We start from the raw sequence: 15,612 nt of genomic DNA, 5'->3' as shown, positions 1-15,612 counted from the left end.
ATGCAAAGCCCTCCCCATGACCCGGCAAGTGCCCTGGCGATCCGTACCCAGTATCGCCAGTCACAAAGCCGTGCCGCCCGTCTGCGACTTCTGGTGGACACGGGCCAGGAACTGACCCAGTTGCCGCCCGAAGCCATGCGCCAGCGGGTGCTGCAACGGGCCTGTGCCTTCGTGGCCATGGACCATGGCCTGCTGCTTGAGTGGAACAGCGATAACGTAGTCACGATCACGGCCAGCCACGGCAGCAAGGAACGTCTGAACTCGATGGACAAGGTGGCCGACCCCCTGGCCGTCGGCCCGCAGTGGCTGGATTGTCCGCAAGACCGACTGCCCAGTGTGCTGATGCTGCCGTTGCGCGGTGCAGATGAAGGCGCGTTCGGCACGCTGCTGCTCGCCAACAGCGTCGGGATCAATGCCCCGGACAACGAGGACATCGAATCCCTGCAACTGCTCGCCACTCTGCTGGCGGCGCATCTGGAGAACAACCGCCTACTCGAAGCGCTGGTGGCGCGGGAGCGGACCATGTCCGAGCTGGTGCATCAACTGTTCACCGCTCAGGAAGACGAACGCAAGCGTATGGCCTATGACCTGCATGACGGTCTGGCACAAACGCTTGCCGGACTGCATCAGCGTCTGCAAGGTTTCGCCGGTCGCTGCCCGGAACTGCCGGAGCCCATGAGCGCCGACCTGCAGGCCATCCTCAATCTGGCGCAACACTGCGTGGGCGAAGGACGGCAGTTGATCAGCGGTCTGCGCCCTACCGTGCTCGATGACTTCGGCCTGCTTCAGGCGGTCGACAAGGAAGCTGACCGCCTGCGTGAAGCCGGCATCGCCGTGCACTGGAGCTCGCGCTCGATGGTCCGCCTGCCCAGCCATCTGGAGATCGGCCTGTTTCGCATTGCTCAGGAAGGCATCAACAACGTGCTCAAGCATTCGGGCGCTGGCAGCGTGCAGCTGGCGCTGGACATCAGCGACAGTAACGTTTCGCTGCTGCTCGAGGATAATGGCCGCGGTTTCGTGACCGATCAGCGCAGCGACGGCAACGGCGTTCAGAAACTGGGGCTGGTGGCCATGCAGGAGCGCGCCAGTCTGATGGGTGGCCGCCTGACCTGTGTCAGCCGTCCCGATTGCGGGACGCGATTGCGCGCTACTGTCCCTTTCACTGCTGACAAGGCAATTCAATGACTGACACCCTGCGACTGGTCCTTGCGGACGACCATGAAGTGACCCGTACCGGATTCGTCTCGCTGCTGGCAGGACATCCTGAATTCGAAGTGGTTGGCCAGGCCGCCAACGGCCAGCAGGCCATTGAGCTCTGCGAAGAACTGCAACCGGACATCGCGATACTCGACATCCGCATGCCGGTGCTCAACGGACTGGGCGCAGCCCGGCTTCTGCAGCAACGCATGCCGAAGCTCAAGGTGGTGATCTTCACCATGGACGACAGCACCGATCACCTGGAAGCGGCGATCAGCGCCGGTGCCGTGGGCTACTTGCTCAAGGACGCCAGCCGCGATGAGGTGATTGCCAGCCTGCAACGCGTGGCACGTGGTGAAGAGGCTTTGAACAGTGCGGTCAGCGCACGCCTGCTGCGCCGCATGACCGAGCGCAACACCAGCGGCGCGTCACTGCCCGAAGCCCTGACGCCTCGCGAACGTCAGGTGTTGGGGCTGGTGGCAGGCGGTTTCAGCAACCGGGAAATCGGCGAAAAACTGGGCATCACCACCGGGACTGCCAAGGCTCACGTGGAAAAAGTGATCGGCAAGCTCGGCGCATCTGATCGCACCCAGGCGGCCGTGCGTGGTGTGGCGCTGGGACTGGTTACTCAGGCACCGGGCGACTGGCAATGACAGCACTGTCCACCAGCCGCTGGCAGGATCTCCCCCTGCGTGGCAAGGCACTGCTGGCGATTTCGATGCCGCTGGTGGTGCTGATGTCCTCGCTGGGGTTGATCTATCACGCCGAGCGCCAGACCGCGCAGGCCGAAGAGGATGTGCGCCGTGCACTGCTGGTGCAGGGTGATATTCAGACGGTGCATACCCAGATCGCCGAAGCAGCCGCAAGCGTGCGCGGTTACCTGCTGACCCGCCAGGCGGATTTTCTGCCTGGTTATCTGAACGCACAGCCGCTGATCGACGCGGCGCTGTCACGGCTTGATGCCAATATCCAGGACGAGCGGATGCGCGGGTACCTGACGTCGATCGAGCCCCTGATCCACGCCAAGGCCGACGGGCTGGCAAAACTGCAGGCACTCAGCCTGGATGTACCGGAAAACATCACGCGCATCCTGATTGAAAACAAATACGTGCTCGATCAATTGCGCGAACGCATCAGCACCATGCGCGAGCGCGAGGACACGCTGCTGGCCGAACGCACTGCCGCCGCGTCGGCCACTCGCCAGCAACTGTTGCTGTCCACGCTGCTGGCCGCGGCCTGCGGCATCATCGGCGCCATTCTGGCGGTGCTCATGCTGTCGCGAGGCATCGTCACGCGGGTCCAGCAGGTGCAGCGCAACGCCCAACGCCTGGCGCTCGGCCATCCCTTGCGGCCACAACCTCCGGAGAAAGACGAGATCGGTCAGTTGAGCACGCGTCTGGTCGAAGCCGGGCAATTGCTTGCCGAGCGTGAGCGCGCCCTGCGGGACAACGAAGAACGCCTGCGGCTCATCATTGAAGGCGTGAAGGACTACGGCATTTTCGCGCTGGACAAGCACGGCTACATCACCACCTGGAACGCCGGTGCCGAGCGCATCAAGGGCTACACCGAGCAGGAAATCATCGGTCAGCACTTCTCTGTTTTCTACCAGCCAGAGGAGTGTCCGCAGCATCCGGACATGGCGTTACATGAGGCTACGGTCGAAGGGCATTACATGGAAGAAGGCTGGCGCTGCCGCAAGGACGGCAGCCGTTTCTGGGCCAGCGTGGTGATTACTGCACAGTACGACGGCAACGGCGAACTGCGCGGTTTCTCCAAGATCACCCGCGACATCACCGACCGCCGTGCCGCAGAGATCGCGCTGGGTACGGCCCGTGAAGAAGCCGAACGCGCCAGCCGGGCGAAAAGCGAGTTTCTTTCGCGCATGAGCCACGAGTTGCGCACGCCGCTGAACTCGATCCTGGGGTTTGCCCAGTTGCTGGACATGGATTCGACGGCAAGCCAGCGGCCGCAGGTCGGGCACATCCTGCGTGCCGGTCAGCATTTGCTGAAGCTGATCAACGAGGTACTGGACATCGCCCGTATCGAAGCTGGTCACCTGTCCCTGAGCCTGGAACCGGTGGCCCTGTCGGCGGTGCTTCAGGAAGCGCTGGTGCTGGTTTCGCCGATGGCGGCGGACGGCAACATCCGGCTGGTCGAACTGCCCGACATGCCGGACGAACTTGGCGTAATCGCCGACCGCCAGCGCCTGATTCAGGTGTTGCTCAACCTGTTATCCAACGCCATCAAGTACAACCGGCCCCATGGTCAGGTGCAGATCGAAGTCGAGCAACTGGATGAGCACACGTCCGTAACCGTCGTAGACACCGGCCACGGCATCGCCGCCGAACGCATTGATCAGTTGTTCAAGCCGTTCGAGCGCCTGGGTGCCGATCCGAATGTCGAAGGCACCGGCCTGGGGCTGGCGCTGAGCAAAAGCATGCTCGAGATGATGCAGGGTCAGCTGTCGGTGGAAAGCACGCCCGGACAGGGCAGCCGCTTCACCCTGAGACTGCCTCACGTTCAAGTGCAGGCTCCCGTCGCACCCGCACCGCGTCCGACCGAACTGCTCCCGGCTGTGCAACGCCCTGCCACTGCCGACTATCACGGCAAAGTGCTGTGTATCGAAGACAATCTGTCGAGCATGGCCCTGATCGAAACGTTGCTGCAGCGCAGACCGGGCATTCGGTTGCTGTCGAGCATGCAGGGGCAACTGGGTCTGGACCTGGCAAGGCAGCATGCCCCGCAATTGATCCTGCTGGACCTGAATCTGCCGGACCTTCAAGGGCTGGAGGTCCTGCAGCGGCTCAGGCGCCTGCCAGCGACCGCGCACACGCCGATCCTGATGATCACCGCCGACGCCAGCGACACCGTTCAACGAACCTTGCAAGCGGCCGGCGCAACCGCCATCCTGACCAAACCCATCCAGGTGCCGGCCTTTCTCGCGTATCTGGATCAATACATACCGGAGCCGACATGACCGGAGATTTCCGTATCCTGATCATTGATGATCAGCGCCCCAACCTTGAGTTGATGGAGCAACTGCTCGCACGGGAAGGACTGACAAACGTACTGAGCAGCACCGAGCCGTTGCGTACGCTGGACCTGTTCAACAGTTTCGAGCCGGATCTGGTGGTACTGGATCTGCACATGCCCGAGTTCGATGGCTTTGCGGTCCTGGAACAACTGAACCGGCGCATTCCCACCAATGATTATGTGCCGATCATGGTTCTGACTGCCGACGCTACGCGTGACACTCGCCTGCGCGCCCTGGCACTGGGTGCACGTGACTTCATCAGCAAACCGCTCGATGCGCTGGAAACCATGCTGCGGATCTGGAACCTGCTGGAGACGCGCGCGCTGTACAAGACCCTGCGCAAGCTGGTGCCGCCCGAGCATATAGAACTGCTGCGCCAGCCACGTTCGCTGGCACAGCAATAGCTGGCGGCTTACTTGATAAGCGTCACCGGCACCGACGCTTCATGAATCACCCGCGTGGCGACCGAGCCCAGCAACAGGCCCGTCACGCTGCTCAACCCACGGGTGCCCATGACGATCACGTCGCAACCCAGCTTCTGCACCTGTGCCTCGACCTGCTCCGCGACATTGCCCAGATCGACGTGCGCCTGAAAGGGTGTTCCGGCGGCGGTCAGCAGTTCGATCGCATCATCCAGCACGCGTTTGCCTTCGTTGTTCAGACCGGCCTTCACACCCTCGATCATGTCCGGTGCCAGATAGAGGCTGTAGTCGATCGGACTGGCCTGTACGTTCAGCAGATGAACCTCAAGCGGCTTTTTGAGATCGGCAGACAGCTCAATGACATACCCGAGGGCCCGCATGGCGTGATCGGAACCGTCGAAAGGAACAAGAACTTTATGCATGGCGGCTTTCCTTGTTGGATTATGCCGTCAACATAGCCTGAGCCGGGCGGCGCAGCTACTGCAAAGAGTGTTTGATTTGATCCAGAGCAAACAGCCGACGCCTGGACTGCCAGACGTCACTGAGAAAATACCTGTTTGCTCGCCTTTAGCGACCTTCGAGGAAAGCTGCCGCCTGATCCAGCAGCATCAGCGGGTTCTCATGCTTGTGGATATCGACTGAAAGCAACTGCCGAAAACGCCGCGCCCCCGGAAAGCCCTGAGCGAGCCCGAGCACATGCCGGGTGATGTGGTGCATGTTGCCGCCGCTGACAAGATGCGCCTCGATATAAGGCCGTAATGCCTCCAGCGCTTCGGCGCGACTGATAACCGGCGCGGCACTGCCGAACAGTTGCTGATCCACTTCCGCCAGCAGGTAGGGATTGTGATACGCCTCACGGCCCAGCATCACGCCGTCGAAGGTCTGTAGATGCTCCTGACATTGCTCCAGCGTCTTGATACCGCCGTTGAGGACGATCTCGAGCTGCGGGAAATCCTTCTTCAATTGCGCAACCACGTCATAACGCAGCGGCGGAATATCCCGATTCTCCTTCGGCGACAGACCTTCCAGAATCGCGATTCGCGCATGCACCGTAAAACTCTGGCAACCCGCTTCATGCACCTTGCCGACGAAATCACATAGTTGCTCGTAGCTGTCACGACCATTGATCCCGATACGGTGCTTGACCGTGACCGGAATGCTCACCGCATCGCGCATCGCTTTAACACAATCCGCCACCAGTTCCGGATGCCCCATCAGGCACGCGCCAATCATATTGTTCTGCACCCGGTCACTCGGGCAGCCGACATTCAGATTGACCTCGTCATACCCCACCGCTTCCGCCATCCGCGCACACGCCGCCAGATCCGCCGCCGTACTGCCACCCAGCTGCAGCGCCAACGGATGCTCGGTCTCGTCATGCTTCAAGAACCGCGCGCTGTCGCCGTGCAGCAACGCGCCGGTGGTGACCATCTCGGTGTAGAGCAACGCGTGTTTGGAGAGCAGACGCAGGAAGAAGCGGCAATGGTGGTCGGTCCAATCCATCATCGGGGCGACGGAGAAGCGGCGGGACAGCGCAGGCCTTGTAGGACGGGGGTTTTGGGCAATATCTGGTTGCATATTTATCAGTCGATTTTTAGCACTTTCGGGCTGTTTTTGGCCGTTTTTTGGGCTCGGTGCTAAAATTTAGCACCGCAAAAAAACTTTTAACACCGAAGGAACGAGATGGGAACGATCACCCAAAGGATGAACAAAAAGGGTGGAATCAAGTACACCGCACAAATCAGGTTCAAACGCGCAGGGAAGGTAGTTTATCAGGAAGCGCAGAGCTTTTACCGCAAGCTCGTAGCTCAGGGGGCAACGTGGAATCTTACAGGGACGGGAATGAATGGCGAAGGTGCTGTCCTGAGCAAAGTCTCCAGAGCGACCTGCATTGATTTCCATAGCCGCCTTTAATAAACCCTTACCTACCTTACGCTGCGCATTGCACATTGGAAGCCGAACCTTGCGCAACACAGGTGACCCTGTTCATGTCAACGGATAGGTCTGCCTTGAATGCAAGACGTTCACGATCTCCACTCGATCTGAGGCAATGCGGTAAACGATGATGTAATTGGGATGCGCGACGAGTTCGCGCGTACCGGAAACCCGCCCCAGAGGAAAAAGATAAGGATGTTCAACTAATGGTAAAGGCGCAGCCTGAAGACGTGATTTTAGGCGACGAGCGGCAGAGGGGTTTTCATTGGAGATGTAGAGGATGATTGAAGAAAGGTCATTTACAGCAGCTTGCAGCCAGACAATGGGCAACATCAGCTACCCAATCTCTGCCTGGCCTCAGCAGCCTCAATGATCGCGTCCATGCGCGCCATGACTTCATCGTGAGGCACTGCACGTCCAGGTTCGGCCAACGAAGCTTCCACCTTGGCGCGAAACCAGAGATCGTAGCTATCAGCTTGCTCTTGCGTATCAAATTCGGAAACGATGGGGGAAAGTGTAGTGCTCATAATTACCTCCAAGTCACACAGGCCACAGTCTAGTACGTTCCACTCGAGCTGTCAGGATTGGCGACTTGGGAAACTCTTCAGCAGATATTTCTGCCTGTAAGGTTTCCGCGTGGATGGTGACGTGAAAGCTCGGTGTGCCCTCATGAGCAGGATTCACAGCATGGGATGATCTTCGAAAAACGTCGAAACGTGCGGACAGCCGGCACGGGATAATCAATTGCTACCCACCCCGCCACTCAAACCCGCCTCAAACTCTGCGTCACCACCCCCAAAATAATCAGATCATCATTATCCGTCACAGGCTGCGACGGGTAATCCTTGTGGCTGGATTCCAGCATCACGACATTCCCGCGCATGTGCAACCGCCTGCATACCTGCGCCTCGTTGAGCGAAGCGATAACGATGTCGCCGTGCTCGGCGTAGCGTCCGCGGTCGACAATCAGCATGTCTTCCTTGCTGATGTGCTCCCCTTGCATGCTGTCGTCCTGGATGGCAGCAATGAAAAAGTCCGGTTCGCGCACTTCGCAGAGCTCCGCTATCGAGACGTGCTTTTCGATGACGGGCGATTGCGAGCCGACGGACGACATGGAGATGAAGGGGAGCTTGATGCCCCCTGCGGACAAGGGGCCAAGGAAGGTGACACTCATGATGCGAGCCTTTTTATGATTAACTGTATGCATATACAGTTAATCGCGCATCGGGGCTGAGGTCAACCTTGGACGTAAGAGATGTCGACAGATGGCGTCAGGATTTGGCATCCGAAAGCTGCTTGATCAACGCCACTGTCAGGTAAAGCCTGGGGGCGATGCTCGACAGTTCGATGTACTCATCATCGGCATGCAAGCCGGCACCGACGACGCCCATGGTTTCGAGCACGGCCGGTTTTTCGCTACCCGGAACGTAGGCATAGCCTGCGTCAGTGCCGAAGCGCATGGCGATGGGCTCGATGTTGCGCCCGATCTTTCCGTAAAGCGTCTGTGCGGTTTTGGCCAGTTGTTCGGAGCCTGGGTTTTTCGCCAATGGTGGGCGTCCTTTCTCCAGACGTACCGACACCTCGGTGCCGTCGATGAGTTTCTTCTGCACGATGCGCTGGGCGTCGGCGATGACACGATCACTTTCAGACAGATCGGAATAGCGCATGTCCGCTTCCGCCGAAGCACTGGACGGGATGATGTTGCGCTTCTCGCCGCCCTTGATCAGGGTCCAGTTGACGGTGGTGCCTTTGGCTGGATCGCCCAGGTCCTTGAGTTGCAGTATCTGGTGCGCCAGTTCAATCGCCGCGTTGCGTCCGGCTTCAGGCGCGGAGCCCGCATGTGAAGACTTGCCTTTGACGTCGAGAATCACACCGTTGATGCCGTTGGTGGCGACGGTGACGGCATCCTTGTCAGGTGGCTCGTAGGAAAAGACGTAATCGTGCTGGCGAGCCAGTTCGGCGATGATTTTCTTCGAGCCGCTGGAGCCGGTTTCCTCATCAGGGTTGAACAGCACGGTGAGTGTGCCGAAATCCTTGAAGCCCTCCTCCTGCAGAAGCTTCAGGGAATGCAGAATCATTGCGACGCCACCTTTGGCATCGGCAACCCCCGGACCGTAAGCACGTACACCGTCCTGCTTGAAAGGGCGTTTCGCAGCCGTGCCCGGCCCGAATACGGTGTCGTAATGGACCATCAGCAGAAAGGATCGGGTACCGCTGCCCTTGATCGTGCCGACGATGTTGTCACCGGCGGAGGGCGTCGCGGGCGTGGTGCTGACTTCTGCGCCCAACGCTTTCAGGCGCTCGACCAACAGCGCGCTGATGGTTTTCAGGCCGGGAGCCTGGCCTGTACCGGTATCGACATCGACCAATTGCCTGACGGTCTCGAGATAGGCTGTCTGTTCGGTTTCGGCTTTTTTCAGTAGCTGCTCGGGCGAGATCTCCGCCGCGAAAGCGCCGGTGGACAGGATGGAAAAGGCGATGACACTCGCAACCGATGTACGTCGAATTTGCATGCTGGTTCCCCCAGATCATTGCGGCTTGAAACCCCATCTTTACCCAACCTGCCTCACAACACCACTTCCAGACGCCTGAGCGACGTCGACCCATTCAAATGCAAATATGTATATAAATGTAACTGAGAGTAATTAGCATTTAGTCAATTGTGAAAAAATTGTTAGGATTCTGCGACCAGCCTGCTGGCTGACCAAACGTCCGGCGCCCCGTTGTTCAAGTAGTTCGCCACTTTCCAAACGCTCAGGTCCATCGTAGGAAACCCACAATGTTTCGTCCGCTCACTTCGCTGACCGCTTTTGCGATTATCGGTGCATCAACTGCTGCGCTGGCTGCTCCCGATCAAACCAATCCGCCTGCCCAGACTCAGTCGAGCGCGTTGACGCTGGACAATGTCGACATCAATGCGCGAGTAGGCGTGGCGGGAACGGCGACCACCGAAGGCAGCGGTTCCTACACCACCGGCTCCATGAGCACCGCCACCAAGTTGCCGTTGTCGATTCGCGAAACGCCCCAGTCGGTGAGCGTGATTTCACGTCAGCGCATCGAAGATCAGGGCATGAACGATCTGAACGATGTGGTGAAATACGCGCCGGGCATCATCCTGCGCAAGTTCGGTACAGACCGTCAGCAGTTTCTTGCACGCGGTTTCAGCATCGACAACCTGATGTACGACGGTCTGCCGACCATCGTGAGCACCTTCACGCTGGACACCATTTCCGGGGCCGATCTGGCGATGTACGACCGTGTCGAAGTGGTCCGCGGCGCCACCGGTCTGATGACGGGCGCAGGCAGCCCATCGGCAACATTGAATCTGATCCGCAAGCGCCCCACCGCCATACCGCAAGTCAGCGTCACGACCAGCGCGGGCAGCTGGGATCGCTACCGAACGGAAGTGGATGCCTCCAACAAACTGAACGACTCGGGCACATTGCGCGGTCGGGTAGTGACAGCGTATGAAAAGGGCAACAGCTTTCTCGACGAGCGCGACGAGGAGCGCCAGACGTTCTACGGAATCCTGGAAGCAGACCTGAACGAATCAACCACCTGGTCCATCGGCGCTTCCAAACAGCGTGACGATGCAACATCGGACTGGGGCAGTCTGCCTTCGGGTCCGAATGGCCAATACCTCGGCCTGCCCCGCTCCACATTCCTGAGCAACGATTGGGCTTACTGGGACCGAGACAACGTCAGCGTATTCACCGACGTGACTCACCGGTTCGACAATGGCTGGAGCGGCAAGATCGCAGCAGCGAAGATATGGGCCGAGTCGGACATGTATTCCAACTATCTGACGGCTAACGGCAACGGTTATGGCCAGGCGGCAGGTCAGTACGACACCACCGATGTGCAGACCAATATCGATGGCTCGCTGTCCGGCCCTTTCAAGCTGTTTGGCCGCGAGCATGACCTGATGCTGGGTGTCAGTCGCCGTGAAGAGAAATTCGACCAGAAAGGCGGTTTCTACGGCTCGACGCCCATCGATATCTACAACTTCAACCCGAACGTGATTCCCAAGCCGGACATCAACACCCGCACGGCGTATGTCAGCCAGAACACCGCGACCGAAGACGGCATCTACGCAGCCGCACGCTTCAACCCGATCGATCCACTGCACATCATCGTCGGCAGCCGGGTGAGCTGGTACGACTATCAGAATCGCTCGGCCAACACGGGCGATTACAAGGTCACACGCGAGGTCACACCTTATGCCGGCATCGTCTACGACCTTAACGACACCTACTCGGTCTACGCCAGTTACACCGAGATCTTCAAACCACAGAACCAGCAGGACGTGAGCGGTGCCATTCTTGACCCGATGACCGGCGAGAGCTATGAAATCGGTTTGAAGGGCGAATACTTCAACGGCGGCCTGAACGCCTCGCTCGCGCTGTTCGACATGACTCAGGAAAACCGCGCTTACGCCATTGTCAATCCGCCCGCCAGTTGCCAGCAACAGAACCGCACCTGCTACGAAGCGGCGGGCGAAGTGCGTAGCCGCGGCATAGATGCAGAAGTCACCGGTGAGCTCACACCGAACTGGCAGGCCTCGGCGTCCTACACGCTGGTGCTGAGCCAGTACGTCAAGGACCGGAACTTCGACAAGGGTGATCGATTCGCAGCCGAGCAGCCCAAGCACCTGTTCAAGGCCGCAACCACGTATCACCTCTCAGGCGACTTCAGCAAATTGCGCATCGGGGCCGACGTACTGGCTCAGAGCGACACCTACAACCGTGTCGGCACCGGTCGCTCGGAGCAGGATTCGTATGCGGTGGTGGGCCTGATGGCGGGCTACCGCTTCGACGAGCACTGGGACGCCCGAGTGAACCTGAACAACGTGCTGGACGAGAAGTACTGGCAGGGCATTCCAACCGCGACCGGCAGCGGCGTTTACGGAGATCCACGCAACGTGATGTTCTCGTTGAAGTGGTCGCTTTGATTGCTCGATAAACAAACTCACAGGCGTCCAGAGAAAACCAGGCGCCTGTGAGACGTTATGAGAGCGCCCTAATACGTCACGATGACCAGCCCCTCATGCTCGTCTGGCACCGTGAAGTAGCTGGTGATGAGATCGAATTCTTTGTCCGTGGCAGCAAAATCGTGATCACCCCGGGCATTGCGCGCACGCAGTCGCGCGCGACACGTCTGATCATCAACATTAAGAAAATGCAGGCGATTCTGCACTTGGGCACCATCGGCGAGCGCACGAAGCCAGGCTCGATCCGAGACTGTATTGGCAGGAAAATCCAGGACAACACTCACGCCCGCCGATAGTACGCTGATCACCAGTGGCTCCAGCACCCCACGAATACGCCGGGCGCGATTTACATAGTCGGAAACAGAGCGGATTTCGTCCGGATAGAGCGCCGCAAGCCAGCGGTCTTCGCTGATGACAATTGTCTTGGCTTCGCTGCCCAATGTGCGGGCCAGGGTTGATTTGCCGGATGCGATTTTGCCGCACAGAAGATGCAATATCGGGGTCGTCATGGGAATCCTTTCAATTCGTCCAGTACAGATACGTTAAGTGAAACCGCACCATACGACCATGGGGCACGCTTAAATCAAGGTTCAGGGAACAAGCAGCCCGCCATGGGCTCAAAACCATTCTCGACAAGGTTTGCGCGACAATGCCGACCCTCGACGCCACTGATGCGCAAAGCTTATGCGCCACGGCCTTGAGTGGGCGGCAGCGCTCGGGTAATGTCATCCAACCGCACAGGACAGAGCACGCTCATGACTTCCAAGCTGGATCAACTCAAGCAATTCACCACCGTTGTCGCCGACACCGGTGACTTCGGCGCAATCAAAAGCCTCAAGCCGCAGGACGCTACCACCAACCCTTCCCTGCTGCTCAAGGCCGCTTCGAGCGAGAGCAACTCGCAACTGCTGGCCGACGCGTTCAGCGGCAGCGAGGGTGACATTGGCCTGGCGTGCGACCGCTTCGCCGTCGCCATCGGCCAGGAGATTCTCAAGGTCGTTCCAGGCCGTGTTTCCACTGAAGTGGATGCCCGCCTCTCTTTCGATACCAACGCCCTGATCGAACGCAGCCATCGCATCATCGAGTTGTACGACAAAGCGCATGTCAGCCGTGATCGCGTATTGATCAAGCTGGCGTCCACCTGGGAAGGTGTTCGCGCTGCCGAGAAGCTGGAGAAGGAAGGTATTCAAACCAACCTGACCCTGCTGTTCTCCTTCGCTCAGGCCATTGCCTGCGCCGAAGCAGGCGTGTTTCTGATTTCGCCGTTCGTGGGTCGCATCTACGACTGGTACAAGAAGTCGTCCGGTCAGGACTACACCGGTGCCGAAGATCCTGGCGTGCAGTCTGTGACCCGCATCTACAACTACTACAAGGCCAACGACTACAAGACGGTCGTGATGGGCGCAAGCTTCCGCAACCTGAACCAGATCGAACAACTGGCCGGCTGCGACCGTCTGACCATCAGCCCGGACCTGCTCAAGCAACTGGCTGAAGACACCGGCACACTGGAGCGCAAACTGGCTCCGGGCAATCCCGGCGAAGATGGCAAAGCTGGCGATAAATTGACTGAAAGTCAGTTCCGCTGGGCATCGAACGAAGATGCCATGGCCACCGAGAAGCTGGCTGAAGGTATTCGTCAGTTCGCTCGCGATCAGGAAAAGCTCGAGGCTCTGCTCTCCGCCAAGGCCTGAAAACATTAAAGGGCGACCTCCTTGCGGAGGTCGCCCTTTTTGCTGCCCGCCATTCAGCGTGACAGGCAGGGAATGCTGTTAGCGCTGACCTTCGAGGGCGTTGACCAGATCATGGAAGGCTTCACGATTGGAGTCGTTGAGCCCCATGAGGATCTTGTGCGCTTCAAGCACCTTGGCCTTGACCACTTCCTCGCATTGATCCTGCGAAGGCAGATCAGTCAGACATTCAGGACGCGGAATGGGACGATCGACGATGTTGAACACCTGATCGAAACCCATCGACTGCAATAACCGCGTGATGTCTTCGTGAGTGGTTACCAGCGTTGGCAACAGACCCACTTTCTGACGGGACAGGATCGAGAGCTTGGCCAGCAAACCAAGCGTCGTGCTGTCGATGCTGCGAGTTTCGGTCAAATCAATCACCACCGCCGAAAAATTCAAGGCAGTGAAGATTCGCTCGATAGTCGCGTCCAGGGCCGAACACAGCGTCAACCGCACTTCACCCACGAACTTGAGAACGAAGGTGCCTTCCTGCTCGGCGAACTGGATTCTACCGGTACTCATTAAAGATTCCTGCTTAACACTAACAAGGCGATATCATCCGGCATCTCCCCTAGCGTTGCCAATTCAAAAACCTGACGCAAGCCATCCAGGCTACCGCCGGCCGTCTTCACCAATTCGGGTAAAACGGCTTCTTTCTCTTTGAGTGTATCACCGGGCAACAGATCGAGTATGCCGTCAGACAGCATGGTCAGACTGAACGACGCTGGCAGGTCCATTTCATGGTCCTGATAGGTCGCTTCGTTGAACAACCCGACCGGCAATCCACGTCCTTCCAGATAACGCGTCTGACCCTCGGTATACAGCACCGGCAGCGGCAGATGGCCGCCAACGGCATAGGTCAGCTTGCCTGATTCTTCATCGATAACACCGCCAACCATGGTCACGTGCTTGCCCAGTTTGCAACTGATCAGCCCGCGGTTGATGTGCCCTAATACATCGGAGGGCTTGAACTCTGGCAAGGTTCCGCCACGCTTGGATTCAAACAGCAACCGCGTGGTCATGAACTTCAGCAGTACGGTGATGAATGCCGAAGAGGCGCCATGCCCGGATACGTCGGCCAGATAAAACGCAACGCGTCGCTCATCCACCCGGAAATAGTCGACAAAATCGCCTGACAGGTACAACGAGGGAATGATCTGGTGGGCGAACTGAAACTCGTCGATCGCCCACGGCGTGATCGGCAACATGTTCATCTGCACCTGACGGCCCGCATCCTGATCTTCCTGAAGCAGATGAAGGCTGGCTTCAAGCTCGCGATTGGCTGTTTCCAGTTTTTCGCGGTAGACCTGGTTTTCCTTGAGCAGGCGCGCGCGGTCCAGCGCTCGGCGCACTGAATGCTCGAGCACGGCCAGGTCTTCAAGTGGCTTGATCAGATAATCGGCGGCGCCCAGACGCAGGGCTTCGACCGCATCGCTCATGACGCCCGCGCCGGAAACGACGATGACCGGCGTTTGCGGAGCGATGGACGTCACCTGACGAATCAGCTCAAGACCACCCATCTGAGGCATGCGCAGGTCGCAGACCACAAGATCAGGGGTTTTCTGCTCGAATATCTGAATACCCTGCAAGCCGTTACTTGCCTGCAGGACGCTGAAGCCACTGTCTTCCAGATAGGCGGCAAGGCTTGCGCGCACGACTTCATCGTCGTCGATTATCAGCAGCGTGGCACTGGTTTTTGGCATGTGGGCAAACGGCGCCAGATCAGGTTTGCGTAGGCGGCCCGGTTAACCGGAACCTGCTTACTGGATTCGCTTCTAGCCTCTCTTAAACCATCCGTGCACAACAATGTTGCGCATCGTGTTTCAGAGGTGCCCTTCAAGGCGCAGACGGTACTCCCATCCGACGGGCGTTTCAAGCGTACTCCGGCGCGGACTTTGCGCTCTTTACATCGCAAATCGCCGGGAGTTATAAGAACGGTCACATCAGCAACCAAAACGAAGGACTGGACATGAGTCGAACCGATCGCGACTACGAGGAGAAAAGGGATTACATCCGCATGCGCGTCGACGCAGACGTCAACCTGATCCATGCGGGACAGGTTATTCCCGCCGTGTGCATTGACCTTTCAAGCTCTGGCATGCAGGTCCAGGCGCCCCGCTCGTTCAGCGTCGGAGACAAGCTGAACGTCAGCATTGATTCCGATCATCCTGCGCTCAAGGGCCTGGAAGCTGATACTGAAGTGGTCTGGGTAACGGACGAAGAAGGCGGCGGACAGAAACTGGGCCTGTCCATCGTGTCCATGAAGTGAGTCATGGTTCACAATCCGGAAAAATAATAAAG

16 protein-coding genes are annotated in these 15,612 nt (G+C 58.6%); 7 read left to right on the top strand and 9 right to left on the bottom strand.

The genetic code is table 11. The features are described from left to right. Genes CFBP1590_RS09740 through CFBP1590_RS09725 form a run of 4 tightly spaced genes read left to right on the top strand, consistent with a single transcriptional unit; the run spans position 1 to position 4,635 of the window. Complete coding sequence (locus tag CFBP1590_RS09740) at positions 1–1,185, top strand: sensor histidine kinase (protein ID WP_029242990.1); 1,185 nt, start codon at positions 1–3, stop codon at positions 1,183–1,185. After that, positions 1,182–1,850: a response regulator gene (locus CFBP1590_RS09735; RefSeq protein WP_004881185.1), complete on the top strand. Its 669-nt coding sequence runs from the start codon at positions 1,182–1,184 to the stop codon at positions 1,848–1,850. Before CFBP1590_RS09740 ends, CFBP1590_RS09735 begins: the two co-directional genes overlap by 4 nt. Next, entirely contained in the window at positions 1,847–4,174 is a 2,328-nt protein-coding gene (locus CFBP1590_RS09730; RefSeq protein ID WP_088234922.1) for an ATP-binding protein, read from the top strand. The genes CFBP1590_RS09735 and CFBP1590_RS09730 overlap by 4 nt, the downstream gene beginning before the upstream one ends. Continuing rightward, positions 4,171–4,635 carry a response regulator gene (locus tag CFBP1590_RS09725; RefSeq protein WP_004881182.1) on the top strand — a complete coding sequence of 155 codons (465 nt, stop codon included), beginning with the start codon at positions 4,171–4,173 and terminating at the stop codon, positions 4,633–4,635. The genes CFBP1590_RS09730 and CFBP1590_RS09725 overlap by 4 nt, the downstream gene beginning before the upstream one ends. A gap of 8 nt (positions 4,636–4,643) precedes the next feature. Here the strand turns inward: CFBP1590_RS09725 and CFBP1590_RS09720 are convergent, their stop codons facing one another. From CFBP1590_RS09720 to CFBP1590_RS09690, 6 genes are all read right to left on the bottom strand, one after another. Continuing rightward, on the bottom strand, positions 4,644–5,075 hold the full coding sequence (locus CFBP1590_RS09720) for a universal stress protein (RefSeq protein WP_025995310.1): 432 nt from the start codon (positions 5,073–5,075) through the stop codon (positions 4,644–4,646). A 145-nt stretch (positions 5,076–5,220) separates the two neighbouring features. Next, positions 5,221–6,231, bottom strand: coding sequence for a tRNA dihydrouridine(20/20a) synthase DusA (gene dusA, locus CFBP1590_RS09715; RefSeq protein ID WP_088234921.1), 1,011 nt, complete (start codon positions 6,229–6,231; stop codon positions 5,221–5,223). 408 nt (positions 6,232–6,639) lie between these two features. Further along, positions 6,640–6,921 carry a type II toxin-antitoxin system RelE/ParE family toxin gene (locus tag CFBP1590_RS09705; RefSeq protein ID WP_080665244.1) on the bottom strand — a complete coding sequence of 94 codons (282 nt, stop codon included), beginning with the start codon at positions 6,919–6,921 and terminating at the stop codon, positions 6,640–6,642. Next, positions 6,921–7,115: a type II toxin-antitoxin system RelB family antitoxin gene (gene relB, locus CFBP1590_RS09700; protein WP_029242986.1), complete on the bottom strand. Its 195-nt coding sequence runs from the start codon at positions 7,113–7,115 to the stop codon at positions 6,921–6,923. The genes CFBP1590_RS09705 and relB overlap by 1 nt, the downstream gene beginning before the upstream one ends. Positions 7,116–7,351: 236 nt before the next feature. Then, positions 7,352–7,762 carry a LexA family protein gene (locus CFBP1590_RS09695; protein WP_025995307.1) on the bottom strand — a complete coding sequence of 137 codons (411 nt, stop codon included), beginning with the start codon at positions 7,760–7,762 and terminating at the stop codon, positions 7,352–7,354. Between the two features lie 97 nt (positions 7,763–7,859). Beyond that, positions 7,860–9,101: a M20/M25/M40 family metallo-hydrolase gene (locus tag CFBP1590_RS09690; protein WP_088234920.1), complete on the bottom strand. Its 1,242-nt coding sequence runs from the start codon at positions 9,099–9,101 to the stop codon at positions 7,860–7,862. Positions 9,102–9,367: 266 nt separating this feature from the next. Between CFBP1590_RS09690 and CFBP1590_RS09685 the strand changes: the two genes are divergently transcribed. After that, on the top strand, positions 9,368–11,539 hold the full coding sequence (locus tag CFBP1590_RS09685; RefSeq protein ID WP_058431250.1) for a TonB-dependent siderophore receptor: 2,172 nt from the start codon (positions 9,368–9,370) through the stop codon (positions 11,537–11,539). A 68-nt stretch (positions 11,540–11,607) separates the two neighbouring features. Here the strand turns inward: CFBP1590_RS09685 and CFBP1590_RS09680 are convergent, their stop codons facing one another. Next, positions 11,608–12,087 (bottom strand): P-loop nucleotide/nucleoside kinase family protein, encoded by a 480-nt coding sequence (locus CFBP1590_RS09680; RefSeq protein WP_058431249.1) that lies wholly within the window; start codon positions 12,085–12,087, stop codon positions 11,608–11,610. Between the two features lie 246 nt (positions 12,088–12,333). On the opposite strand from CFBP1590_RS09680, the gene tal reads away from it, so the two are divergent. Beyond that, positions 12,334–13,269: a transaldolase gene (gene tal, locus CFBP1590_RS09675; RefSeq protein WP_088234919.1), complete on the top strand. Its 936-nt coding sequence runs from the start codon at positions 12,334–12,336 to the stop codon at positions 13,267–13,269. 78 nt (positions 13,270–13,347) lie between these two features. On the opposite strand, the gene rssC is transcribed toward tal, so the two are convergent. Continuing rightward, positions 13,348–13,833, bottom strand: coding sequence for an anti-sigma factor antagonist RssC (gene rssC, locus CFBP1590_RS09670; RefSeq protein ID WP_004881040.1), 486 nt, complete (start codon positions 13,831–13,833; stop codon positions 13,348–13,350). Next, complete coding sequence (gene rssB, locus CFBP1590_RS09665; protein WP_004881038.1) at positions 13,833–15,014, bottom strand: two-component system response regulator RssB; 1,182 nt, start codon at positions 15,012–15,014, stop codon at positions 13,833–13,835. The genes rssC and rssB overlap by 1 nt, the downstream gene beginning before the upstream one ends. 266 nt (positions 15,015–15,280) lie before the next feature. Here rssB and CFBP1590_RS09660 point away from each other — a divergent pair, with 266 nt between their 5' ends. Further along, entirely contained in the window at positions 15,281–15,580 is a 300-nt protein-coding gene (locus tag CFBP1590_RS09660) for a PilZ domain-containing protein (RefSeq protein WP_004881036.1), read from the top strand. Positions 15,581–15,612 lie beyond the last annotated feature (32 nt).

Source organism: Pseudomonas viridiflava, from assembly GCF_900184295.1.
Taxonomy (GTDB): domain Bacteria; phylum Pseudomonadota; class Gammaproteobacteria; order Pseudomonadales; family Pseudomonadaceae; genus Aquipseudomonas; species Aquipseudomonas viridiflava.
Note: the sequence above shows the minus strand (reverse complement) of the source record. Positions and strands in the feature narration are given on the sequence as shown.